Raw genomic sequence first — 22,833 nt, forward strand, 5'->3', positions numbered from 1 at the left:
TCAGGCGCGGCCAGAGGTCAGAAGCAAGCCCGGCACAAGGGACGGTTGAGTGTGGCACAGACGCAGTCGTCGTGGCGGCCCGCGCCGCAGCACGAGAGCCTGGGACCTCTGACCGGGCTGCGGGACTTCATCGACCGCCTCGCGGCGTCCTCCCCCGCGCGCCTCGCACTGCTCTCCTTCACGGGCGTGATCCTGCTCTTCACCCTCCTCCTCGCCCTCCCGTTCTCCTCGGCCACGGGCCGGGTCACCCCGCTGCACGAGGCCTTGTTCACGGCCACCTCGGCCGTGTGCGTCACAGGCCTCACGGTCGTCTCGACGGCGACGCACTGGTCCGGGTTCGGGCAGGTCGTGATCCTCATCGGCATCCAGCTAGGCGGCTTGGGCATCCTGACCCTCGCGTCCATCCTCTCCCTCGCGGTGAGCCGCCGGCTCGGCGTCCGGGGCAAGCTCATCGCCCGGGAGGCCATGAACAACGCGGGACGCCTCGGCGAGGTCGGCGGCCTTCTGCGCATCGTCGTCGCGACGTCCGCCGCTGTCGAAGCCGTGCTCGCCCTCTTCCTCACACCCGCGTTCATGGCCCATGGGGAGGACTTCGGCCAGGCCCTGTGGCACGGGATCTTCTACTCGATCTCATCGTTCAACAACGCGGGCTTCACACCGCACAGCGACGGGGTCGTGCCGTACCAATACGACCTGTGGGTCCTCGTGCCGCTCATGCTCGGGGGATTCGTGGGGAGCCTCGGCTTCCCCGTGCTCATGGTGTTCCTGCGGTTCAGGGCCCGCGTGCGCCTGTGGAGCCTCCACGCGAAACTCACGGTCGTCGTCTCGATCATCCTGCTCCTCGTTGGGGCGTTCCTATGGGGCGCGATGGAGTGGGACAACGTCCGGACGATCGGGAACATGCCGCCCAGCGAGAAGATGGTCCAGGCCGTCTTCGCGTCCGTCATGACCCGGTCGCTCGGCTTCAACCTCGTCGACATGAACCACCTGGAGCCCTCCACGATGCTCCTCTCGGATGCCCTCATGTTCGCGGGCGGCGGCTCCGCGTCGACCGCGGGCGGCATCAAGGTGACGACCGTCGCCGTCATGTTCCTCGCGATCGTCGCCGAGGCGCGCGGCGACCGCGACGTCCGCGCCTACGGCCGGACGATCCCCGAGGGGACCATGCGCGTGGCCATCAGCGTGATCGTGGCGGCCGCGACCCTCGTCATGGTGGCGTGCGGGCTGCTGCTGGCCATTTCGGGCCAGAGCCTCGACCGCGTCCTGTTCGACTCGATCTCTGCGTTCGCCACCGTCGGCCTCAGCACGGGCCTCACGTCCGAGCTCCCGCCCGAGGGCGTGTACATCCTCACGGCGCTCATGTTCTTCGGCCGCGTCGGCACGATCACCATGGCCACGGCCCTCGCCCTCCGCCAGCGCAGCACCCTGTACCACTACCCGGAAGAGAGGCCGATCATTGGCTGACAAGACTCCCTCGGGCCGGCCCAGCCCGAACGCGCCGGTTCTCGTGATCGGCCTCGGCCGGTTCGGATCGGCCACGGCGCAGCAGCTCGTCAAGCAGGGCCGCGAAGTCCTCGCGATCGAGCGCGATCAGGAGCTCGTCGAGACGTGGGCGCCCGTGCTCACGCACGCGGTGCAGGCGGACGCGACCAACATCGAGGTGCTGCGGCAGCTGGGCGCGCAGGAGTTCCAGTCCGCTGTGGTCGGGGTCGGGACCTCCATCGAGTCCTCGGTGCTCATCACGGCGAATCTCGTGGACCTCGGGATCGAGCACGTGTGGGCCAAGGCCATCACGCCCTCGCACGGCAAGATCCTGGCCCGCATCGGCGCGAACCACGTCATCTACCCCGAGGCCGACGCGGGGGTGCGCACCGCGCACCTCGTGAGCGGCCGCATGCTCGACTTCATCGAGTTCGACGACGACTTCGCGATCGTCAAGATGTACCCGCCCAAGGAGACGCAGGGCTTCACGCTCGCCGAGTCCCAGGTGCGCGCGAAGTACGGCGTGACGATCGTCGGCGTCAAGAGCCCCGGCGAGGACTTCACGTATGCGCAGCCGCACACAAAGGTCAGCGGGCGGGACATGCTCATCGTCTCGGGCCACGTCGATCTGCTCGAGCGCTTCGCAGCCCGCCCGTAGGCCGACCGGCAGAACACAGCAAGGCCATAGGCCGAGCGTCCCGTCCGCGCACCCTATCTCCCCAACTTCAGACGGACGACTGCGCGACCCGCCGACGATTCCGGGCAACACGCCGAAGGTTGGCGCCTAAGGTTGGGGAACTTGGGCGTCGGCCCACAGGGTGCGCAACGCCGTCGCGACCCGCTCTGGCTCCGCGCGATGTGGCGGGTCGAAGTGGTGTCGTCCCGCGAACACCTCGAGCCGGAAGTCCGGGAAGACGCCGGAGAGCCGCTCGGCGATCTCGCCGTAGTCGTCCGGGTTCGAGAGGGCGCCGAGGGCGAAGTAGACGGGCCGGTCGAAGCGGGCGAGGGCGTCGCGATCGAGCGCGTACGTCTCGAACGTGCGGATGAACGCCCGGATCCCGGCCGGCCTGAGAACCATCCACGGCGGCTCCTCGCCGCCCCGCACGGGGAGCCCCGCCGTCACGCCCGGCCGGACGCCGAGCCGCACGAACGCCGCCATGAACTCATCCGGCGCGAGTCCGTCGAGTTCCCGATATCTCGCCCAGAGGGCCCGATGGGCGGGGCTCCACCCCCAGTTCCCCGCCCACGCAGGCTCGAGCAGCCCGAGGCTTTCAGGGCGCTCGGGGAACTTGGCCGCAAACGCGAGGGCCGAGGCCCCGCCGCCCGAGTAGCCCACGAGATGAAACGTGTCCCAGCCTCGGGCGTCGGCAACGCGAAGCACCCCGGCCACCTCGGTGTCGAGGCTGTAGTCGGGCGGCGGGGTGGACGCGGCGTAGACCTCAAGCTCTTTCGCGACAGCGTCGACGCCGTCGCCGAACGCTGCGATGAGCGCTCCGTAGGCGAGGGAGGCCGGCAGCACGCTGCCGGGGAGGAGGATGGCCCGATGCGGGCTGTTGGCCTGTCTGCTCATGGCTTCAGCATCGGCCCGAGTCCGGACAGACCGCATCGCGCGTTCGCGCTATTCGTCCCGACGGCGCGTGGTGGACCTGTCCGGGACCGGCGCGCGGGGCCATGATCGATGCATGACGCCTCCGCTGCGGCTCGCCGAGTTCATCGCCGCTGTCTCGCTCGCGACGGATCTCGGCATGGGCCAACCTCTCGAGCAAGGCCTCCGGACCTGCCTCGTCTCGCTCGAGCTCGCGGACGCTGCCCGGCTCGCGGAGCACGTCCGCTCCGAAGTGTTCTACACAGCCCTGCTGCGCTTCCTCGGCTGCACAGCGGACGCGCACGAGGCCGCCGGGATCGGCGGCGACGACATCGCCCTCCGCGCCGCGATCGCGCCGGTACTCGGCGGAGCGCCTCCGGCCATCCTGAAGTCCGTCCTCCCAGCGCTTGGCCGCGGTCTGCCGGCTCCGCGGCGCGCCGCGCTCGCAGCGAGCTTCCTCGCCACTGGCCCGGCACGGATGCGCGACGGCGTGCGCGCCCACTGCGAGGCAGCCGAGATGCTCGCGGTGAGGCTCGGGCTCCCCGCAGGCACCCGTGCGGCGCTCGGGGCGGCCTTCGAGCGGTGGGACGGGCGGGGGTTCCCGCACGGCGTCAGGGGCGAGGCCATCCCGGTCGCGGCGCGCATCGTCTTCATCGCTCGCGACATCGAGGTCATCGCGCGGCTGCACGGTCCCGACGTCGTCCGCGAGGCCCTGCGCGAGCGCGCAGGCAGATCGTACGATCCCGCTCTCGCGCTCGCCGCCCTCGCGAGCCTCGACGAGCTCCTCGAGGCCGCCCGCACCGAGATGCCATGGGACGTCGCGATGGCTCTCGAACCGAAGCCGGTTGCCGAGATCCCCGCCGAACAGCTCGATGACGTCTTCGCCGTGTTCGCCGACTTCGCCGACCTCAAGGAGCCGGACCGGGCGGGCTTCTCGCGGGACGTCGCGGCACTCGCCGCGGCTGCGAGCCCGAACGACGCACCGCTTCTGCGGCGCACGGGCCTCGTCCAAGACCTCGGGCGCGTCGCCGTTCCGAGCCGCCGGGACGGCGGCCGGTCCGCTGCGGATGAGGAGCGGCTTCGACTGCACCCGTACTACAGCGAGCGCATCCTCACGCGGATCACGACGACGGCGCCGCTCGCCAGAATCGCGGGAATGCACCACGAGCGCGTGGACGGCTCGGGATACTACCGGGGAGCATCCGGCGCCGAGCTTCCCTGGGAGGCACGCGTGCTTGCAGCTGCCGACGCGTTCCGCGAACTCCTGGCCGGAACACCCGAGGACCAGGCCCCGACGCCCGCCGCCGCGGCCGACGCGCTCGCCCGTCTCGCGCCCCGCAAGCTCGACGCAGACGCCGTGGATGCGGTGCTGGCCGCTGCCGTCGGCCGGTCGGGGCGGCCGCGACCCGAGTGGCCGGCGGGGCTCACGGAGCGAGAGGTCGACGTGCTGCGCCTCATCTGCCGAGGCGCCACGAAGAAGGAGGTCGCCGCGGCGCTCTTCATCGCGCCCAGCACGGCGGACCATCACCTTCGCCACATCTACGCCAAGATCGGGGTGTCCTCGCGCGCCGCGGCGACGCTCTTCGCCGTCGAACGCGATCTCCTCTGATTCAGCCCGCACCCAGCTCGGCGAGCCGACCCTCGAGGAAGCGCCGCTCCGGGCCGTCCTCGGTGAGTTCCCACGCGCGGCGGAAGGCCGCGCGTGCTTCGTCATTGCGGCCTAGGCGCCGCAGGAGCTCTGCCCTCGTCGAGAAGAAATAGCGGAAACCGTCGAGCTCGAGGCCCTCGAGGATGCGCAATCCGGCCTCGGGGCCCTCGGTCTCGGCCACTGCGATGGCGCGGTTGAGCTCGACGACGGGCGAGTCGGTGAGCCGCGAGAGTTCCGCGTAAAGCGCCGCGATCTGCGCCCAATCGCACGGAACATCGGCATGGAGCGAGGCGATCGCCGCCTGGACGACGTACGGGCCTCGGCCCCCGAGGCCGAAAGCGAGGTCGAGTTCGGCGCGTCCCTGCGCGATCTGACCGCCGTCCCACCGCGACCTGTCTTGGGCATCGAGGAGCACGAGCTCGCCATCGCGGAATCGTGCGTCGCGCCGGGAATCGTGCAGGAGCATCATGGCGAGCAGCCCGTGGACTTCGGGCTCGCGGGGAAGGAGTTCTGCAAGCGCCCGGCCGAGCCAGATGGCCTCGGCCGAGAGCCCGTCGCGTTCTCCTTCTCCGGACGTATAGCCCTCGTTGAAGATGAGGTAGACGACGGCGAGAACCGCGTTGAGGCGTTCCCGGAGCAGATGCGGCGGCGGGACACGGAACGCGATTCCCGCGGCCTTGATTTTCCGCTTGGCGCGCACGATCCGCTGCGCCATCGTGGGTTCCGAGACGAGGAACGCACGGGCAATCTCGTCGGTCGTCAGGCCGACGACGGCCCGCAGGGTCAACGCGACCTGCGCCTCGACGGCGAGCGCAGGGTGGCAGCACGTGAAGATGAGCTCAAGCCGCTCATCGGGAAATGTCGACGTGTTCACGGGAGCCTCAGCACGGTCCTCGGCCGCGAGCAGGCTGGTCTTCGCGGCGAGGACGCGATAGCGGCGGATGCGGTCCGTCGCCCGGTTCCGTGCCGTCCTCATGAGCCAGGCGCGCGGATTGTCGGGGACGCCGTCGCGCGGCCACCGTTCAGCGGCGATGGCGAAGGCCTCCTGCGCGGACTCCTCGGCGAGGTCGAAGTCGCCGAGGAGTCCGATCAGGGTAGCCAGGACACGCCCCCACTCTTCGCGGAAGACCCGCTCGAGGCTCGTTACCAATAGACCTCCGAGGGACGGATCTCGACGGCGCCGCCATAACGAGCCGCGGGGACGCGGGCGGCCACTTCAATGGCCGCGTCGAGGTCATCGGCCTCGACGATGAACCAGCCGCCGACGGCCTCCTTCATGCCGACGAACGGGCCATCCGTCGTCAGGGTCTTGCCGTCTTCGACCCGAACGGTGGTCGCGTTCTGCGGCAGCCCCATCGGGATCCCAGGGGTGACACCGGGTGTCTGGTTGATCCCCTGGTAGTCGGCGTAGACCTGCTTGAGCTCCTCCTCGGGGAGCTCGGACTGCCGCTCAAGCGCGGTGCCCTGGTAGATCAAAGCAATGTACTTCATCGATTCCTCCTCGTGGTGGCCGTTGCTTGGCCAATCAGACGACACTAAGACGAACGAGGGGCACTGAAATCGACAGCACGCGCGAAAGAATTCTCGGGGGCCCGGAGAGGCTCAGCCGAGCTCGCGTGTGATGGCCCTCGAGCGCTCTGCCGCCGCCCGGGCGCCGTCGGCAATGATGTCGGGAAGACCGCGCTCCTCGAACGTCGCGATGGCGCGCTCGGTCGTCCCATTCGGGCTCGTGACAGCCTTGCGGAGAGCAGCGGGATCGGCGCCCGGCTCGGCGAGCATGTATCCGGCGCCGACGACCGTCTCGCGGGCCAGCAAGAGCGAAAGCTCCGGGTCGAGCCCGAGCTTCGCGCCGGCGTCGGCCATGGCCTCGGCGAGGTAGAACGCGTACGCGGGGCCCGAGCCGCTTACCGCGCTCACCGCGTCGACCTGCTCCTCGGGGACCTCGACGACGAGCCCGAGGTTGGCGAACAGCTCCTTGACCTGGTCGATCTGCTCGCGGGTCGCGTTCGTTCCGCCGGACACGGAGACGACTCCGCGGCCGACCCGCGCGGGCGTGTTCGGCATCGTGCGGATGACGGGCTGGCCCGCGGGGAGCGCGCGCTCGAGCTGCTCGATTGAGACGGCGGCGGCGACGCTCACGACGACGGCGCCGTGCGGCAGCACCGGGCCGATCTCCGCCGCGAGGTCGGTCACCCCGATCGGCTTGACCCCGATGATCACGAGCGACGCGCCGCGCACCGCCTGCTGGTTCGCGTCCGATTCCTCACCCGTGGCCATGGCCGTCACGCCATAGCGCTTGGCGAGCTCGTCGGCACGTTCGCCCCGCCTCACGGTCGCGATCACGTCGGTCTTGTGGACCCCTGCCGCCAGGAGTCCGGCCAAGATGGCCTCGTTCATGGACCCACAGCCGAGGAAGGCGATCTTGTAGCTCATGCCTCCATCCTGCCAGCCTCGACCCTGCGCGCGCATTCCCAGCTTCTTCCCATCGTGGGCTGGGGATACTCCCAAGAACGCGGCCTAGTGTTTCAATCACCTCACAGGGTGCGAGTGATGGAGCGGCCGCTTCCCCCAAGTGGCCGCACGGCGCTGGCAGCCGCGGATATTGGTCCCCCATCTTCCCCGCTGCTGCCAGCGCCTTACTCATGTCCGAAGCCGACCGGCCGTCATGGACGAACTCCCAGCTTTTTTCCAGCTTGATTTCGGCTTCGGTTCAGGTACGAACGGGTATAGTCGTGTCACTCATTAGGTGCGAGTGATGGACTCCTCCGATTCGTCGGAAGGGTCCGGGCGCCGGACGAGCGCAAGAAACTCCCCCCCAATGTTTCCTGCGAAACTCGTCCGGCGTTTCCTTTTAACCGGCGAGTCTGACCCGCAAGCCCCCTCCGCTAGGACGTGCGCTGCTCCGTCGCGGAGGTGTGCCCGGGCCGCGCGAAATGCCCCAGGTGTTCGCGCGCGAAATCCAACACCTCGGCGAGCATCTGCTCGCGCTCCCCCGCAGCCTTGGCCTTGCGTGTGCTCACCTCGGCGACGACGACGCCGTCGAACGCCGAATCCGCGAGGAACTGGAGGCACTCGGCCACGCGCTGGGTGCCCTGCCCCGGGAGCAGATGCTCGTCGCGGAACGACCCCCCCGAGCCGTCCGTGAGGTGGATGTGGCGCAGCGAATCGCCGAGCGCCTTGAGGGATTCGAGGCTGTCTTCGCGCGCGGTCGCGGCATGGGAGAAGTCCCACGTGACGTCGCGGTAGTCCTGCCCTACCGGGTCCCAGTGCGGAAGATACGCTCGCGTCTCGCGGCCGCGCACGCGCCACGGGTACATGTTCTCGACCGCGATGTGCACCTCGTACTCGTCGGCGAGGTCCCGGATGCCGATCGGGAAGCCCTCGGCGTAGCCGCTCTGCCACCGGAACGGCGGGTGCACGACCACCGTGTCGGACCCCACGGCACGGGCCATCTCGCACGAACGCCGGACCTTGCTCCACGCGCCGCCCCACACCTGCTGCGTGAGCAGGAGGGTTGGAGCGTGGATCGAGACGATCGGCTGGTCGTAGCGCTCGGAGAGCTGGATGAGTGCGTGGGGATCCTGGCTCGCCGAGTTGTTGGTCACCATGACCTCGACCCCGTCGTAGCCGAGATCGGCCGCGCAGGCAAAGGCGTCATGCACGCTGAGCGGGTAGACGGAGGCACTCGACAGGCCGATCGGCACGTCCGGCACCGAATCCGATTTCCGCCACTCGGGCACGACGCCGTCGATCATCGCGCGCTCCCCACCGGGTGCTGCGCCACGATCCGTCGTCGCTCACTCTCGATCGGCTTGATGTGATCCGGCGGCGCGAGGGGCCCGTCGAAGACGAGCTGGTCGAGGCGGCGCAGGATGAGGCCCTCGCGGAGTGCCCACGGGCAGATCTCGAGCTCCTCGACCTCGAAGAGCTCCATCGCCGCCTCCGAGACGAGCGCTCCCGCGAGCAGCTGGAGGGCCCGCGCGTCGGAGACCCCCGGCAGATGAATGCGGTCTGCCGCGGACATCGCCGAGATGCGCTGGGCCCACAGCCCCAGATCCGTTCGCTGCAGCACGCGCCGCACGTACGGTCCGGCGCCGCTCGGTGCGGCGCCCGCGATGCGCGCGAGCGAGCGGAAGGTCTTCGACGTGCCGGTCACGAGCGTGGGCCTGCCGAGGTTCTCGAAGCTCCGTACCACCGGCTTGAGCGTCGAGCGGATGTACCGGCGCAGCTCCTTGATGCTCTTGGCGCTCGGCGGATCCTCGGGGAGCCAGTCGCGCGTGAGCCGCTGCGCGCCGAGCGGCACGGATTCCGCGATGTCCGGGAGAGAGTCGTTGCCCATGGCCATTTCGAACGAGCCGCCGCCGATGTCGAGGGAGAGGATCCGCTCACGGCCCCACCCGTACCAGCGGCGCACCGCGAAGAACGTCATGGCGGCTTCCTCGCGGCCCGTGAGCTCCTGGAGCGTCACGTTGGCTTCGCGGTGAATGCGCTCGATGACCGACTCGCCGTTCGTCGCCTCGCGGATCGCCGATGTGCAGAACGCGAGGAGATCCTCCGCGTCGTGGCGGCCCGCGAAGTCCCACGCCTCGAGCACGAAGTCGATGAGCTCTCGCTGGCCCGTCTCGCTGATGCTCCCGTCCTCGTCAAGGTGCTTGACGAGCGAGAGCGGCCGCTTGTGCGAGGCGAAGGCGACCGGCTGTGCGCCGGGATGGGCGTCCACCAACAACAGGTGCACGGTGTTCGAGCCGATGTCGAGGACGCCTAGACGCATGAGCCCATTATTCCCCGCTGGCCCCCACCGATTGTCCCCCGCTCCCATTCATTTCTTCCGGAGTGGCCGGCCGGAAATCCTTCAGGACCGCCGCGACGTGCTCGGCGCTCAGCTCGAATCCGAAGGCTGCGCCGGGGTTGAGCACGAGGCCAAGCTCCGCGCCCAGGTTCTGCAGGAGCACCGCGCCTTGGGTCGTCACGACCGTCGGGGCGTGATCGAGGAAGTCTGGCCGGATCCGGGCCCGGTCCGTGAAGGCCGCGACAAGGGGCTTGCCGTCGGCGTTCGTGAGCACGAGCGGTTCGACGAATTCGGTCTCTCCCGGCACCGGCTCGGGGACGAGCAGGCACGAGGCTGTTGAGGAACGCGAGGACCGACTTCTGGCCATCGTCCTCGGTGCCTGACGCGGTGGCCACGTCGAGCGCCTGCTCGAGCGCGTTGAGCGGCTTCGCGTCGAGGTGCGGAGCGGACGACGACGGCGCCGCGCCTCCCGCGTTCGGCCCGCCTGCGCCCTCGCCGAGCCCAGGCGTCACGTTCTCGGTCATTTTGCTCCCGCCTTCGTCCGGCTGCCGCCGTTCGACGCGCGGCGGGCCGGCTTGACCGGGCCCTTCGCCCGCTTCTCGGCGAGCAGCTCGACCGCGCGTTCGCGCGTGAGCTCCTCGATCGGCGTGGCGCGCGGAACCGTGATGTTCGTGACGCCATCGGTGATGTACGGGCCGAAGCGCCCTTCTTTCACGACAATCGGCTTGCCCGATTCGGGGTCGTCGCCGAACTCTGCGAGGGGCGCGGCCGCGGTGCGGCCGCCGCGGGTCTTGGGCTGCGCGTAGATCTTGAGTGCATCCTCGAGGGTGATCGTGAAGATCTCTTCCTCGCTCCCGATGGACCGGGAGTCGGTGCCCTTCTTGAGGTAGGGACCGAAGCGGCCGTTCTGCACCGTGATGACGTTGCCTTCATCGTCCTTGCCGAGCGCCCTCGGGAGGCTCATGAGCTTGAGGGCGTCGTCGAGCGTGACCGTGTCGATCGACATGGACTTGAAGAGCGACGCCGTGCGCGGCTTGACCTTGACGGGCTTCTTGGGCGGCTTGGGCTTGCCGTTCTTGTAGTACTCGACAGGCTGGGCCGCGAGCTGTTCGGGCGTCGGCTCGGCGATGACCTCCGTGACGTAGGCGCCATACCTGCCGTTCTTCGCGACCACGGCGTGGCCCGTGAGAGGGTCCGTACCGAGCGCGCGCTCCTCGGGCCCCGCGCTCTCCATGAGCTCACGCGCCTTGTCCGCCGTGAGCTCGTCCGGGGCGAGATCCTCGGGGACGTTCGCACGCTCTGGCGCCGTGCCCTCGGGAGCTCCCGGCGGGAGCGGCTTCTCGAGGTACGGGCCGTACTTGCCCACGCGCAGCACGATGCCCGGCGCGATCTCGACCGAATTGACCTCTCGCGCATCGATCTCGCCGAGGCCGTTGACGATCGTGGTCAGGCCCGGCTTCCCCTCGACGCCGAAGTAGAACTCGCTCAGCCATGCCGAACCGGGCTGCTCGCCGGCCGCGATGCGGTCGAGGTCCTCCTCCATCTCCGCCGTGAAGTCGTAGTCCACATAGTCGTGGAAGTACTCCTCGAGGAGGCGGACCACGGAGAACGCGATCCAGCTTGGCACGAGGGCGTTTCCGCGCGAGCGGACGTAGCCGCGGTCCATGATCGTCGAGATCGTCGCGGCGTACGTCGACGGGCGGCCAATGCCCCGCTCCTCGAGCGTCTTGACGAGCGACGCCTCGGTGAACCGCGGCGGCGGAGACGTCTGGTGCCCGTTCGGGGCGAGTTCGCGGACCTCGAGGCCCTGGCCTGTCGCGAGGCTTGGAAGGCGCCCGCCGTCGTCGCCCGCGCTTCCCTTCCCGCCAGCGCCGTTCTCGGTGTCTTCGCGGACCTCGTCGCGGCCCTCCTCGTACGCGGCGAGGAAGCCGCGGAACGTGATGACCGTTCCCGACGCCGTGAACTCGGCATCCTGGCCGTCCGCCTCGCCGCCGATCGCTACGGCGCCGAGGCGAACCGTGGCCGTCGAGCCCTTCGCGTCCTCCATCTGGGACGCCACCGTGCGCTTCCAGATGAGCTCGTAGAGGCGGAACTCGTCACCCCGGAGCTGGGTCGAGACCTGGGCGGGCGTGCGGAACGAGTCGCCGGCGGGTCGGATGGCTTCGTGGGCCTCCTGCGCGTTCTTGGCCTTCGACGCGTACACACGCGGCCGCGCCGGCACGAACTCGGGACCGTACAGCTCCGAGGCCTGGCGGCGCGCCGCGCTCACGGCCTGATCGCTCAGCGCCGTCGAGTCCGTACGCATATACGTGATGTAGCCGTTCTCGTAGAGGCGCTGTGCCACCTGCATCGTGACGCGTGCCGAGAACCGGAGCTTTCGTGCCGCCTCCTGCTGGAGCGTCGACGTGGTGAACGGCGCCGCGGGGCGCCGCGTGTAGGGCTTCTCCTCGACCGAGCGGACCGCAAACTGCGCGGCCTCGAGACCCGCTGCGAGCGCGCGCGCCGCGGCCTCGTCGAGCAGGACGGCGTTCTTGGCCGTGAGCCGGCCGCGGTCGTCGAAATCACGGCCGGACGCGACCTTCTGGCCGTCCACGGCAGCAAGGCGGGCCTGGAAGCTCTGGCGCGCGCCGCCGTCGGCCGCTCCCTGCGCTGTTCCCTGTGCCTCCGGCACAAACGTCGCCACGAGGTCCCAGTAGTCGGCCGCCCGGAACGCCATGCGCTCGCGCTCGCGCTCGACGACGAGGCGGGTCGCGACCGACTGGACGCGGCCCGCGGAGAGGCCGCCCGCGACCTTGCGCCACAGGACCGGGGAGATCTCGTAGCCGTAGAGGCGGTCGAGGACGCGGCGGGTCTCCTGCGCGTCGACGAGCGATTCGTCGATGTTGCGGAGTTCCGCCATGGCCCGCTGGATCGCTTCCTTCGTGATCTCGGGGAACGTGAGGCGGTGCACGGGGACCTTGGGCTTGAGCACCTCGAGCAGGTGCCACGCGATGGCCTCGCCCTCGCGGTCACCGTCGGTCGCGAGGTAGAGCTCGTCGGCGTCCTTGAGCTTGGCCTTGAGCTCGGCGACCTTCTTCCTCTTGTCCGGGGAGACGACGTAATACGGCTCGAAGTTGTGCTCGATGTCGACGGCGAACTTGCCGAGCGAGGTCTTCTTGAGCTCGGCAGGAAGGTCCGACGGCTGCGGCAGGTCTCGGATGTGGCCCATGGACGCGTCGACCTCGAAGCCATCGCCCAGGTACTGGGCGATCGTCTTGCTCTTGGCCGGCGACTCCACGATCACGAGCTTCTTGCCGGATTTAGCCTTCGTGGCCACTCTTCTCCTTGAGGACAGCAACGGGTGCGGGACCGTCGGCATGGCGAGCCGACGGAGGGCGGACGGTTCGCGTCCGCCGCGCAAGTCCTTAGTTCACCATACGACGGCTCTGGAAGTGCAAGTGCCGCCGGGGCTATGTGGACAACCCCTGCGGAGACCCGGCTCTCACGCCGTCGACTCGAGCGCGCCTTCGTCGCCGTCGTCCGCGTGCTCGGGGGCGGCGCTCGTGGTCCCGTTGGTGGACGCGGGGTAGCTCCTGGCCGCCGCGGCGGTCTTCGCCGGGGCCGGGCGGGAGGCGGGCTTGCGGCCCTCGTGTGCGACCTCGCGGACCTCGGGCAGCATGGACCACAGGACGTACATGCGCTCGGTCTCGGGCGCGGCGCCCTCGGCGCCCTCGGCGCTCTCCGCGGCCTCGGCCGAGGCCTGGTCGAACTCGTCGAGAAGGTCGGACATGCGGCGCTTGAACTCTGCCCGCTGATCGAGTGTGAGCTTGAGCACATTGCCCGAGACCATCATGACGGGAGACTCGTCCGGCTCGCCGCGACGGCGAGCCGCATCGCGGTGCTTGGCATGGCTTGCGATGCGCTTGCGGAGCGAATCGAGCTCCATGTCGACGATCGCGAGTCCCGGCGTCTGGCCAGTCGTCGCGGTGTCGAGATTGAGATCGGTGCCGGCGGCCTTCCAGCGCCGCTCACGGCCGTCCCCGTCATTGGGCGCGTCCACGACGATGCCCCACTTCTTGAGCGCGCGCAGGTGATAGCTCATGGCGCTCGGCGTCAGGCCAGTGAAAGCTGCGAGCTCCGTGGCCGTCCAGCTCTTCTGGCTCGAATACAGCTCGTTGATCGCAGCGAGCCGGGCACCGTGGGCGAGCGCCCGAATGGCCTTGGGGTCCGTGATCCGCACGGGGTTCTCGGTGCGGGGACTGCGCTTCTTGTCGGTCATGTGCTTCTTACGTTGTGGGGTGGGGCTGTTATTTACGCCACATCTCTCCAAGGATGTCAAACTATGCCTTCATAAGGAACCCGTCCTCCGTCAATTCCCGGATCTCTTCCAGCAAATGCTGCGCGAACCCCTCGTCGTCGCGGCCCAGAAGGGCGCCCAGGGCCGCCGCGATCTGCCCGGCTGCGAGCTCGCCGTCGCACGCCGAGATGAATCCGGCCTGCTCGGTGCTCAAGAGCGCGGTGCGGCGGAATCCCGCTCCCTGCCGGACGAGGATCACGCCCGGATGCTCGGCGCCGGGGCGCTGATGGCGTTCCTCCGTCACGTCGTCGGCGACGACGAGATGCACCTGTGCGAACCCGGACGGGCCAATCGAGCCAAGCCAGTCGGCGCGTTCGACCGCGGCCTGCCAATGCGGGCCGATCGGCTGTTCGATCGGGTGGGTGAGGCTCTCGAATCGATCGAGCCGGGCCTGCCCGGGCGCCGGCCGGCGGAACCACATCATGCCGAACCCGATGCCCTCCGTCCCGCGCGACGCGAAATCGTCGAGATAGGCCGCGTACGAGGTCGCATACGCGTCGGGGTCGCGCTGCTCGGACGCGTCCCGAAGCCAGGTCTCCGCATACTGCTCAGGGCTCACGAGCTCGCGCTGGAGGACCCACGCGTCAAGGCCCGTCGGCACCCACGAACGCACCCGCTCATGCCATTCCTCGCCCGCGCGAACCTCCCAGTTGCCGAGGAGCTGCGCCGTACCGCCCTCGGCCAGCACGTCGCCGAGACTCGCGACGAGTCCCGCGACGAGCTGGTCCCCGGGCAGACCGCCGTCGCGGTAGGTGAATTGATCCTCGGCGGTCTCGCCCTCTTCGCGTGGCGTGATGACGAAGGGCGGATTCGACACGACGAAGTCGAAGCGCTCCCCCGCGACCGGTTCGAAAAGCGATCCCAGGCGGAGGTCCACGCGCTCGCCCGGATGCTCCGGGTCGAGCCCGAGCTGCGCGGCGTTGAGCAGGAGATTGAAGCGCGTGAACCCGAGCGCGCGCTCCGAGACGTCGGTTGCGACGACGCGGTCCGCGTGGCGGAGCAGGTGGAACGTCTGGATCCCGCACCCGGTGCCGAGGTCGAGGGCGGTCCCAACCCGGCGCCGCGCGGTCGACTGGACGAGCGTCGTCGACGCATGCCCGATGCCGAGAACGTGGTCCTTGCGCAGGATGCCGGGGCGCTGATGGGCCGCGAGATCGGAGGCGACCCACATTCGCACCTCTCCCCGGTCCATCTCCGCCCCTTCCGCATCGATCCATTCGTACGGCCGGAGGTCTACCAGGGCGCGAAGCGGGGCGGGCTCCGAGCCCGGGCACCCCGGGACCGCTTCGGCGAGCCCGAGCTCCGCGAGACCCGACGGTCCGATCGCTGGAAGGGCCGCGGCAACGGCGGACTCGGGCACGTCCCGCCCCAGAAGGAAGAGGCGCACGACGGCGGCGAGCGCCGCGCGCCGCACCGCACCATCGTCGTCGTCGGCCTCGTGTACGCCCCCCGAGGCCGCCACCTCGCGCGGGGCTCCCGCCTCGGCGGTCAGCCGCATGGCCCGCTCGGTCGCGACGAGGGCCGGAACAATCTGGTCGCGCGACAGGGCCGCGTGAGCGGCGGGCCCGAGGAGTTCTGCCACGTTGTCGACGGTGTAGCCGACCGCCGCGAGGTCCGCAGCGAGGCGGCGAAGGAGTGGGAGCTCGCTCGAACTCGGAACGTCGACGGCGGTCTCGGAGCCCACGGGCAATCCTCCTGAGCGATGGGTATCGGTGCTGGGTGACACGCTATCGCGAGACACCGACACGGAAGCCCGCGAACGCCGCCCACTGCGGATCACCCGAATGCTTGAATGTCCGCATGGGCGCTGCCGTCTCCTGGTGGACGCGGTCCCCGACCATGCGCTCGTAAGCCGACACGGCGGATACGACGTAGCCCATATGGCGGTCCTCCACGTACCGGCCGCGCAGGAGCGTCCTGAGGTTGGTGACGTAGTCGCCGTCGCCCTCGAGGCCCTCGAGGAGGGCGGCGATGACCGTCGCGGCCTTCTCCTGGGCGGCCGGGACCTCCGCGGCGATCTCGGCGCGCAGGACTGGGCCGACGCAGGCTGGGTCTATGGGAGTACTCGACTTGCGGGGATCACCGACCCCGAGCAGCGACGTCCTCGCCATTGGGCTTATCGCCGAGTTGCTCGTAGAAGGGCTCATGACCCCCGACCCGGGCGCCCATCGCCGGATCTGGCGCGAGCCCGCATCGGGGCGCATGCTCGAAAGGACAGCGCGAGGAGGTGAGCCATGCATCGCTCGGCCCGTCTTCTCGGTGCCGTCCTCGCCGCCGTGCTCTCTGTTGGCTCCCTCGCGGGATGCGCGTATTCCTACGGCGATGGCCTGCCTCCGCTCGGAAGCCGTTCCACGCCGTCGACCTCGCCCGCCCCGAGCCTGCGGTTCCCACGCCAGCGCGACCCGCTTCCGCCGTCGTCCGGTGTGACGGAGGCCCCGCCCGAGAGCTGGACGCCGGACATGCTCGCCTCGTGGGCGGAGGCAACTGTTCCGGACGCAAGCGGCATCTCTCTCGCGTTCGGCTATGGCCTCGCGCTCTCCGACCAGCCAGTCCTCGCAACCGCGGCGGTGCCGATCGGGACGCTCGTCGTCGAATACGCCTGCCGCGGCGCGGACGCCGCGCGCCTCACCCTCTCGGTGGCCGGCACAGCGCTCATCGATTCGGACTACACGTGCGGACGCCTGTGGGTGCGCACGATCGTCATCGAGAAGGAATCCGTCGCCGAGGTGCGCTCGGCTCCCGCCGGAACCGCACCCGCGGCCTACGCCTTCCGCATCGTCATGAAATGACGACGGCCCGGTCCGGTGCCGCTGACTCAGTCTCGCCGTCGACGTCGCAACCGCCCGGGCAGCGCAGCTCGCCGCCGCCGGCGCAGGCCTCGCAGAACAGGGTGAGCTGCCGGCATGCGGGGTTCGCGCAATTGTGGAAATCGCTCGTCGGGCCATCACAGCGTGCGCACGAGCCGATGGTCGAGGACTCGTCGCTGAACTCAAGGTGCATGCGGCGGTCGAAGACGTAGAGCGAGCCCTCCCACAGGCCCGCGTCCCCGAACGCCTCGCCGTAGCGCACGATGCCGCCGTCGAGCTGGTAGACCTCTTGGAACCCTCGGCGGCGCATGAGCGCCGTGAGCACCTCGCAGCGTACGCCGCCCGTGCAGTACGTCACGACGGGCTTGTCCTTGAGCCCGTCGTACGCGCCCGAGTCGAGCTCGCGCATGAAATCCCTCGTCGTCTCGACATCCGGGACAACCGCTCCCTTGAATCGGCCGATCTTGGCTTCGAAGGCGTTGCGCCCGTCGAAGAACACGACGTCAGTGCCCGCGGCCCGCTTCGCATCGACGAGCTCGTGGAGCTCCTCGGGGCTCAACCGCGCGCCACCGCCCACAACTCCGCCGTTGCCGACGCTGAGCTCCTCGGGCGCGCCGAACGACACGAGTTCGGGGCGCACCTTGACGCTCAGCCGAGGGAAGTCGTCGGCACTGCCCTCGGACCATTTGACGTCGATCCCGCGGAAGCCCGGATATTCCCTGGTCACCCGCACGTAGCGCTTGACGGCATCGAGCTCGCCGCCCACCGTCGCGTTGATGCCGTGCGCCGAGACGATGATGCGGCCACGCAGTCCGAGGCCCTCGCACAGGGTGCGCTGCCACAGCCGGACGGCCTCCGGATCGGCCAGCGGAGTGAAGCAATAGAAGAGGACGATTCGGTGCAGAGCCACGGATTCAAGGGTATCGCCAAGGCCGTCATGCCCCGGAATGGCGGGCGGGTTGCCGGGCGGTGACAGTTGAGTCACAAGGGTTATCAGAAACCCCGCGTACCGGTATGGTCATGGCTATGGCAGAGGCAGAGCTCAAAGAACTTTTGGCCATTTGGGTGGAGGGCTGGGCCTCATCGCGTCACTATCCGACCCAGACGATCGGCGGCTTCCCCGCAGCCCAGCTGCTCGACCGCAGCGGCGACTGGGTCGCCTTTGCAACCGACCCGACGGACGACGATTTCGCACGGCTCGCCGAGTTCACGGCCGCGAGCCGCGACCGCATTCTGACCATCCTCACGGATGACCACTTGCGCTACCGGACGCTGGCCGACCAGCACGGGCTTGCCGTGCTCGGGGCCGACCAGGAGCTCATGGTCATGGACTTCGAGGGCAAGGACGTCGAGGAGCCGTGGCTCAACGACGACGAGCTCAAGCTCAAGACCGACATCGAAGAGCGCGCTGCGACCGTCACGGTCGTCACGCACGACGGCGACCTCGCCGCGAGCGGGCACGTCGCCGTAGCGGACGGCTTCGCGGTGTTCGACCGGATTGTGACCGAGCCGGATTTCCGGCGCCGAGGCCTGGGCTCGTTCGTCATGCGGGCGCTCACGGCGGCCGTGAGCGAGCACGGCGCCGACCAGGGGCTCCTCATCGCCTCGATCGACGGGCAGCACCTGTACCACCACCTCGGCTGGGGCGACGTCTCGGGAGTCCTCATGCTCAAGAACCCCACCAACCCGGACGGCCCCTCGCTCAACGACTGATCCCCTGTCGGGTCCCCTCGCGCTGCGCGAGGGGCAGACGAGCGCGGGTGCGGTCGCGCCGTCCGAGAGCCCGGACTGGCAGAATGCTGGGGTGGCGCAGCACGATTCCCTCCTTCCGCTCCTGGGGCGCAGCCCTCAGCCGGAGCAGCTCCGCCACGTCCGGCAGATCCCCGCTCGGGAGGCCAGGACGGCACCGTGGCCCGCATGGGTCCATCCGGACCTTGTCGCCGCGTACGGCAGGCTCGGCGTCACGCGGCCCTACACGCATCAGGCCCAGGCGGCCACGCTGGCGCACGGAGGGGCGCACGTCGTCGTCGCCACCGGGACTGCGTCCGGGAAGTCGCTCGCCTACCAGCTTCCCGCGCTCGACGCCGTGCATCGAGCCGAGCTCAGAGTCCTCGCCGAGCCCGGACGAATCCACGACGACGGCGCCGTCACCCTCTATCTCTCCCCCACCAAGGCCCTCGCCGCGGACCAGCTCTCGGCCATCCGCGCCTTGGGGCTGCGGACCGTGCGCGCCGAGACATACGACGGCGACACCGACCAGGCGGCACGGCGCTGGATCCGCGACCATGCGAACGTGATCCTCGCCAACCCGGACATGCTGCATTTCGGGATCCTCCCGAATCACACGTGGTGGGCCACGTTCTTCCGGCGTCTGCGCTACGTCGTGATCGACGAGGCGCACAGCTATCGCGGCGTGTTCGGCTCGCACGTGGCGAATCTCCTGCGGCGACTGCGGCGCGTGTGCGCGTATTACGGCTCCGAGCCTGTCTTCATCGCAGCGTCGGCGACGACGGCCGAGCCCGAGACGTCCGTGTCGCGGCTTATCGGCGCGCCCGTCGTCGCCGTCACAGACGACGGATCGCCGCACGGTGCCACCGAGATCGCCTTCTGGGAGCCAGCCCTGACCGAGGCGAAGGGCGAGAACGGGGCGCCGCAGCGGCGGAGCGCAGTCGCCGAGGCATCGGACCTGCTCGCGAACCTCGTCTCCGCGCACGTGCGCACGATCGCGTTCATCAAGTCCCGCCGGGGCGCGGAGGCCATCTCCTCGATCGCCCAACGGCATCTCGACGAAGTGGATCCGAGCCTCGTGGGACGCGTCGCGGCCTATCGCTCGGGCTATCTCCCCGAGGAGCGGCGTGAGCTCGAGCGTCGGCTCCGAACCGGGGAACTGCTCGGCGTCGCGAGCACGTCCGCCCTCGAGCTCGGGATCGACGTCTCCGGCCTCGATGCCGTTCTCGTCGCCGGGTGGCCGGGGACCCGTGCGTCGCTCTTCCAGCAGATCGGGCGGGCCGGGCGCGCGGGCCAGGACGCCCTCGCCGCGTTCGTCGCGAGCGACGACCCGCTCGACACGTACCTCGTCAACCACCCGGAGGCGATCTTCGACGTCCCGGTCGAGGCGACGGTGTTCGACCCCTCGAATCCGTACGTCCTCGGCCCTCATCTGTGCGCCGCGGCGGCAGAGAAGCCGATTGTCCCTGACGACCTCAAGCTCTTCGGCCCCGCCGCCGAGGGAATCCTCGGCCAGCTCGAGCGCCAAGGGCTCCTGCGCCGGCGCCCCTCCGGCTGGTACTGGACGCATCCCGAAAGCGCGGCCGGGATGGTGAGCCTGAGGTCCGACGGCGGAGGCCCCGTCCAGATCATCGAGTCCGAGACAGGCCAGGTGCTCGGGTCGATGGATTCCCCTCAGACGCACTATCAAGCGCACGAGGGTGCGATCTACGTGCATCAGGGCGCGAGCTATCTCGTCGAGGAGCTCAACGAGGCGGAGCATTACGTTGCGGTGCGCCGCGTGAATCCCGACTACTACACGACGGCGCGCGACATCACCCAGATCGAGGTCCTCTCCGAGCAGCGCGCGGAGGCGTGGGGGCCCGTGGCCGTGCATTTCGGCGAGGTCAAAGTCACGACGCAAGTGGTCTCCTTCCAGCGCAAGGCGCTCGTCTCGAACGAAGTGCTCGGCGAGGAGCCCCTCGAACTCGGCGCACGTGATCTCTTCACCAAGGCCGTGTGGTTCACGATGGACGCGCGGAGCCTCTTTGCGGCCGGACTCATCGAGGCACAGTTCCCCGGTGCGTTGCACGCGGCCGAGCACGCGGCCATCGGACTGCTGCCGCTTGTCGCATCGAGCGACCGGTGGGACATCGGCGGCGTCTCCACCGCACTCCACGCGGACACCGAGGAGCCGACGATCTTCGTGTACGACGGCCACCCCGGCGGCGCGGGCTTCGCCGAGCGGGGCTTCGAGCGGGCGCGCGAGTGGCTCTCGGCCACGAAGGATGCGATCGAGGCGTGCGAGTGCCCTTCGGGCTGCCCGTCGTGCGTCCAGAGCCCAAAGTGCGGCAACAAGAACAACCCGCTCGACAAGGCGTCCGCGATCAGGCTGCTCGGGGCGCTGCTCCAGGAAGCCGACAGGGCTCGGGCCAAGGCTGGCCCGGCTCCCTGGTGAGCCGAGAACGTGCCAAGGCTCCGCCCCTGCACGCGATCCGCGGCGCACCGCCCGAAAGCGACATGAGAACGCGCCATAAGCAGCGCGAATGAACGTGCCCGACCTATCGAGGGCCGTCTCACGGCGGGCTCCCCGCTCGGGCGCGGCCCTCGGCGACGCCCAGACCCGCGGGAGCGGGAATCGTCACGATGACGCGGACGATCCTGCCCGGGCTTTCGACCTCGCACGAAACGAGTGCGGCCCCGTTGAGCCGCGCAACCGCGATGGCTCTCGGACACGTGCCGCCCGGCACGAGGCCCCTCTCGGCATCGGCGGCCGCAAGCGCGGCGAGGTCCGCGACGCGCGCGGACCTCGCCGCCGCCGCCAGCCCTTGAGACACGAGGACAGCAGCGCCGCACACGACGAGCACGACGAGCACGAGGCCGAGCGCGAGGATTGTCCCGGCCCCTCGCTCGCGATCGCGCCGACTCACCGACCCGCCTCGAGGGGAAGGGCCGCGCGCGCCTCGGCGACGATTCCGGCCGCCATCGCCAGCGGACCGGGAACGGGAAGCCGAATACGGACCACCACCGAGCCGCCCTCGGCCGCCACGTCAGGCGCCGCGTCGTCGCCCGCCACGCGCCTGGCCGTGGCCGCTACCACGTCCGGTGGTTCACCCCGCGCGAGCTCGCGCGCGGCCGCGCGCACCGCTTCCTCGGCACGAAGCTGGGTGACCCCTGCGGCCACCACGGTGAGTAGTACCCCCAGGAGGACGATCACCGCCGGAATGCCCACGGCGAACTCGGCCGTCACGGCCCCGCGCGCCTCGGCCGATGCCGCCGAGGACCCGCAACGCAACGTCGGCCTGAGGCGCCGGAGGCGGCCGGGCTGCACCCTGCCATGGCCGAAGCGGTGCAGGCCGGCCGCAGGCCGCATCACGGAATGGCCAGCGCCGAGCGGACGATGTTCATGAGGAACCCGCGCACCTCGTCGCTGCGCATGATGACGACGAGCAGCCCCGCGAAGGCCACGGCCGCTAGCGTCGCGATCGCGTATTCGGCCGTCGCCATCCCAAGCTGGCCCTGGAGAACCCTTCGAGCGCCGCGGGCTCCGCGAGGTCGTGGCATACGAACATGGCTGCCCTCGAAGCCGTCCTCTAGGTCGTCGTCGCCGGGAGAAGGCCGCACGAGCTCTCCAGGCTGCCGCACCGCGGGCGCCGAGCACGCTCCCGGATAGAGCTCGACGACGTCCGTGAACAGTGAGCCTTCCGCTGCCAGAGACCCAAGCCCTCCAGCGAGAGCTGGATCCTGGCCACGTGGATGCTGGCCCGGCATCCCTTCCGTCGCGGCGTCCTCGGACCGGCCCAAGGTCCTAGTCGGTGCCGTTCTGGTCGGTGCCGTTCTGGTCGGTGCCAATCTTGTCGGTGCTGTCATGTTTCCCCCTTCGTTGTCCGGTACCGGTCGTTCCGGTGCCGTCCCCGCCGGGTTCCGGCGGAAGCGTGTGGTGCGCGCATCGCGTGTGAGGGCATCGGCGTCGCCTCATCCAGGCATCATCGAGATGAGCACGGGCACAACGCCGAGGCACAGGAAGGCGGGCAGCGAACAGGCGCCGAGCGGAACGACGAGCCTCACCCCGAGGGCCGCGGCCCTCCGCTCGAGTTCACGGTGGCGTGCACGCCGGAGCAGCCGAGCCCGGGCGGAGATGAGCTGAGCCGAGGGCGCCCCCGTCGCCGCTGCGAACTGAAGGGAGGCCTGGATCTCAGACGCGTCATCGTCGAGCCCCTCGCGGGGCCATGCCTGTTCCCATGGCACTCCGAGGTCGAGGGCAGCGGCAGCTCGGCCCACAGGGCCCTCGCCGCACCCCGACACGCGAGCGGCAATCCCCAAGGCCCGCTGCACGGACAATCCGGCATCGAGCATGGCGGCCACGAGTTCGAGCACGAGCGCGGCGCGCAGGGCCCCGGCGCGCGAATCGGCAGCACCACGACGCCCGGCAGCACGGAGCTCTATGGCACCGAGGACACCATCAGAAGCCGCGCCGCC

Annotated in this window: 22 protein-coding genes; 6 read left to right on the forward strand and 16 right to left on the reverse strand. The window is 69.8% G+C overall.

Annotated elements, in window-relative coordinates; translation table 11 throughout:
* The first annotated feature begins 51 nt into the window (after positions 1-51).
* The gene (locus SPF06_RS03490; protein WP_323277528.1) at positions 52-1,464 is read left to right on the forward strand and encodes a TrkH family potassium uptake protein; all 1,413 of its coding nucleotides are present in this window, start codon (positions 52-54) and stop codon (positions 1,462-1,464) included.
* Positions 1,457-2,140: a potassium channel family protein gene (locus SPF06_RS03495; RefSeq protein ID WP_323277529.1), complete on the forward strand. Its 684-nt coding sequence runs from the start codon at positions 1,457-1,459 to the stop codon at positions 2,138-2,140. The genes SPF06_RS03490 and SPF06_RS03495 overlap by 8 nt, the downstream gene beginning before the upstream one ends.
* 126 nt (positions 2,141-2,266) lie before the next feature.
* Here SPF06_RS03495 and SPF06_RS03500 read toward each other — a convergent pair whose 3' ends face one another.
* Entirely contained in the window at positions 2,267-3,052 is a 786-nt protein-coding gene (locus SPF06_RS03500) for an alpha/beta fold hydrolase (RefSeq protein WP_323277530.1), read from the reverse strand.
* 112 nt (positions 3,053-3,164) lie between these two features.
* On the opposite strand from SPF06_RS03500, the gene SPF06_RS03505 reads away from it, so the two are divergent.
* Entirely contained in the window at positions 3,165-4,676 is a 1,512-nt protein-coding gene (locus SPF06_RS03505) for an HD domain-containing phosphohydrolase (RefSeq protein ID WP_323277531.1), read from the forward strand.
* 1 nt (position 4,677) lies between these two features.
* Here SPF06_RS03505 and SPF06_RS03510 read toward each other — a convergent pair whose 3' ends face one another.
* The 10 genes from SPF06_RS03510 to SPF06_RS03555 all read right to left on the reverse strand — a co-directional run bounded on the left by SPF06_RS03510 (position 4,678) and on the right by SPF06_RS03555 (position 15,951).
* Complete coding sequence (locus SPF06_RS03510) at positions 4,678-5,865, reverse strand: RNA polymerase sigma factor (RefSeq protein WP_323277532.1); 1,188 nt, start codon at positions 5,863-5,865, stop codon at positions 4,678-4,680.
* Positions 5,859-6,206, reverse strand: a complete 348-nt coding sequence (locus tag SPF06_RS03515; RefSeq protein ID WP_323277533.1) for a YciI family protein — start codon at positions 6,204-6,206, stop codon at positions 5,859-5,861. Before SPF06_RS03515 ends, SPF06_RS03510 begins: the two co-directional genes overlap by 7 nt.
* 111 nt (positions 6,207-6,317) lie before the next feature.
* Entirely contained in the window at positions 6,318-7,148 is an 831-nt protein-coding gene (gene proC, locus SPF06_RS03520) for a pyrroline-5-carboxylate reductase (RefSeq protein ID WP_323277534.1), read from the reverse strand.
* Positions 7,149-7,600: 452 nt separating this feature from the next.
* Positions 7,601-8,470, reverse strand: a complete 870-nt coding sequence (locus tag SPF06_RS03525; RefSeq protein ID WP_323277535.1) for a sugar phosphate isomerase/epimerase family protein — start codon at positions 8,468-8,470, stop codon at positions 7,601-7,603.
* A complete protein-coding gene (locus SPF06_RS03530) occupies positions 8,467-9,486 on the reverse strand; it encodes a Ppx/GppA phosphatase family protein (RefSeq protein WP_323277537.1) in 1,020 nt (339 codons plus the stop codon). The genes SPF06_RS03525 and SPF06_RS03530 overlap by 4 nt, the downstream gene beginning before the upstream one ends.
* 7 nt (positions 9,487-9,493) lie before the next feature.
* Positions 9,494-9,871 (reverse strand): SseB family protein, encoded by a 378-nt coding sequence (locus tag SPF06_RS03535; protein ID WP_323277538.1) that lies wholly within the window; start codon positions 9,869-9,871, stop codon positions 9,494-9,496.
* Positions 9,872-10,024: 153 nt separating this feature from the next.
* Positions 10,025-12,820: a type I DNA topoisomerase gene (gene topA, locus SPF06_RS03540; RefSeq protein ID WP_323277539.1), complete on the reverse strand. Its 2,796-nt coding sequence runs from the start codon at positions 12,818-12,820 to the stop codon at positions 10,025-10,027.
* A gap of 165 nt (positions 12,821-12,985) precedes the next feature.
* Positions 12,986-13,762 carry an ArsR/SmtB family transcription factor gene (locus tag SPF06_RS03545; protein WP_323277540.1) on the reverse strand — a complete coding sequence of 259 codons (777 nt, stop codon included), beginning with the start codon at positions 13,760-13,762 and terminating at the stop codon, positions 12,986-12,988.
* 61 nt (positions 13,763-13,823) lie between these two features.
* Positions 13,824-15,524, reverse strand: coding sequence for a DUF7059 domain-containing protein (locus tag SPF06_RS03550; RefSeq protein WP_323277541.1), 1,701 nt, complete (start codon positions 15,522-15,524; stop codon positions 13,824-13,826).
* Between the two features lie 43 nt (positions 15,525-15,567).
* On the reverse strand, positions 15,568-15,951 hold the full coding sequence (locus SPF06_RS03555; RefSeq protein WP_323277542.1) for a hypothetical protein: 384 nt from the start codon (positions 15,949-15,951) through the stop codon (positions 15,568-15,570).
* A gap of 123 nt (positions 15,952-16,074) precedes the next feature.
* Here SPF06_RS03555 and SPF06_RS03560 point away from each other — a divergent pair, with 123 nt between their 5' ends.
* Complete coding sequence (locus SPF06_RS03560) at positions 16,075-16,629, forward strand: hypothetical protein (protein WP_323277543.1); 555 nt, start codon at positions 16,075-16,077, stop codon at positions 16,627-16,629.
* Here the strand turns inward: SPF06_RS03560 and trhO are convergent.
* Positions 16,619-17,557, reverse strand: a complete 939-nt coding sequence (gene trhO, locus SPF06_RS03565) for an oxygen-dependent tRNA uridine(34) hydroxylase TrhO (RefSeq protein ID WP_323277544.1) — start codon at positions 17,555-17,557, stop codon at positions 16,619-16,621. The two genes, SPF06_RS03560 and trhO, sit on opposite strands and share 11 nt — an antisense overlap.
* Positions 17,558-17,673: 116 nt before the next feature.
* On the opposite strand from trhO, the gene SPF06_RS03570 reads away from it, so the two are divergent.
* Positions 17,674-18,360: a GNAT family N-acetyltransferase gene (locus SPF06_RS03570; RefSeq protein ID WP_323277545.1), complete on the forward strand. Its 687-nt coding sequence runs from the start codon at positions 17,674-17,676 to the stop codon at positions 18,358-18,360.
* Positions 18,361-18,451: 91 nt separating this feature from the next.
* Entirely contained in the window at positions 18,452-20,812 is a 2,361-nt protein-coding gene (locus SPF06_RS03575; RefSeq protein ID WP_323277546.1) for a DEAD/DEAH box helicase, read from the forward strand.
* Positions 20,813-20,930: 118 nt separating this feature from the next.
* Here the strand turns inward: SPF06_RS03575 and SPF06_RS03580 are convergent, their stop codons facing one another.
* From SPF06_RS03580 to SPF06_RS03595, 4 genes are all read right to left on the reverse strand, one after another.
* The gene (locus SPF06_RS03580) at positions 20,931-21,284 is read right to left on the reverse strand and encodes an Rv3654c family TadE-like protein (RefSeq protein ID WP_323277548.1); all 354 of its coding nucleotides are present in this window, start codon (positions 21,282-21,284) and stop codon (positions 20,931-20,933) included.
* Positions 21,281-21,727: a TadE family type IV pilus minor pilin gene (locus SPF06_RS03585; RefSeq protein WP_323277549.1), complete on the reverse strand. Its 447-nt coding sequence runs from the start codon at positions 21,725-21,727 to the stop codon at positions 21,281-21,283. The genes SPF06_RS03580 and SPF06_RS03585 overlap by 4 nt, the downstream gene beginning before the upstream one ends.
* Positions 21,727-22,158, reverse strand: a complete 432-nt coding sequence (locus SPF06_RS03590) for a DUF4244 domain-containing protein (RefSeq protein ID WP_428985692.1) — start codon at positions 22,156-22,158, stop codon at positions 21,727-21,729. The genes SPF06_RS03585 and SPF06_RS03590 overlap by 1 nt, the downstream gene beginning before the upstream one ends.
* A gap of 171 nt (positions 22,159-22,329) precedes the next feature.
* Entirely contained in the window at positions 22,330-22,731 is a 402-nt protein-coding gene (locus SPF06_RS03595; protein WP_323277550.1) for a type II secretion system F family protein, read from the reverse strand.
* Positions 22,732-22,833 lie beyond the last annotated feature (102 nt).

Source organism: Sinomonas terricola, from assembly GCF_034931225.1.
GTDB classification, from domain to species: domain Bacteria; phylum Actinomycetota; class Actinomycetes; order Actinomycetales; family Micrococcaceae; genus Sinomonas; species Sinomonas terricola.

Bases quoted from the DNA above. Each gene is read 5' to 3' on its own strand.
- SPF06_RS03505 (WP_323277531.1), top strand. From the start codon at position 3,165: ATGACGCCTCCGCTGCGGCTCGCCGAGTTCATCGCCGCTGTCTCGCTC.
- SPF06_RS03545 (WP_323277540.1), bottom strand. From the start codon at position 13,762: ATGACCGACAAGAAGCGCAGTCCCCGCACCGAGAACCCCGTGCGGATC.
- SPF06_RS03585 (WP_323277549.1), bottom strand. From the start codon at position 21,727: ATGCGGCCTGCGGCCGGCCTGCACCGCTTCGGCCATGGCAGGGTGCAG.
- SPF06_RS03560 (WP_323277543.1), top strand. From the start codon at position 16,075: ATGCATCGCTCGGCCCGTCTTCTCGGTGCCGTCCTCGCCGCCGTGCTC.
- SPF06_RS03555 (WP_323277542.1), bottom strand. From the start codon at position 15,951: ATGGCGAGGACGTCGCTGCTCGGGGTCGGTGATCCCCGCAAGTCGAGT.
- proC (WP_323277534.1), bottom strand. From the start codon at position 7,148: ATGAGCTACAAGATCGCCTTCCTCGGCTGTGGGTCCATGAACGAGGCC.
- SPF06_RS03500 (WP_323277530.1), bottom strand. From the start codon at position 3,052: ATGAGCAGACAGGCCAACAGCCCGCATCGGGCCATCCTCCTCCCCGGC.
- SPF06_RS03530 (WP_323277537.1), bottom strand. From the start codon at position 9,486: ATGCGTCTAGGCGTCCTCGACATCGGCTCGAACACCGTGCACCTGTTG.
- SPF06_RS03515 (WP_323277533.1), bottom strand. From the start codon at position 6,206: ATGAAGTACATTGCTTTGATCTACCAGGGCACCGCGCTTGAGCGGCAG.
- SPF06_RS03525 (WP_323277535.1), bottom strand. From the start codon at position 8,470: ATGATCGACGGCGTCGTGCCCGAGTGGCGGAAATCGGATTCGGTGCCG.
- SPF06_RS03570 (WP_323277545.1), top strand. From the start codon at position 17,674: ATGGCAGAGGCAGAGCTCAAAGAACTTTTGGCCATTTGGGTGGAGGGC.
- SPF06_RS03535 (WP_323277538.1), bottom strand. From the start codon at position 9,871: ATGGCCAGAAGTCGGTCCTCGCGTTCCTCAACAGCCTCGTGCCTGCTC.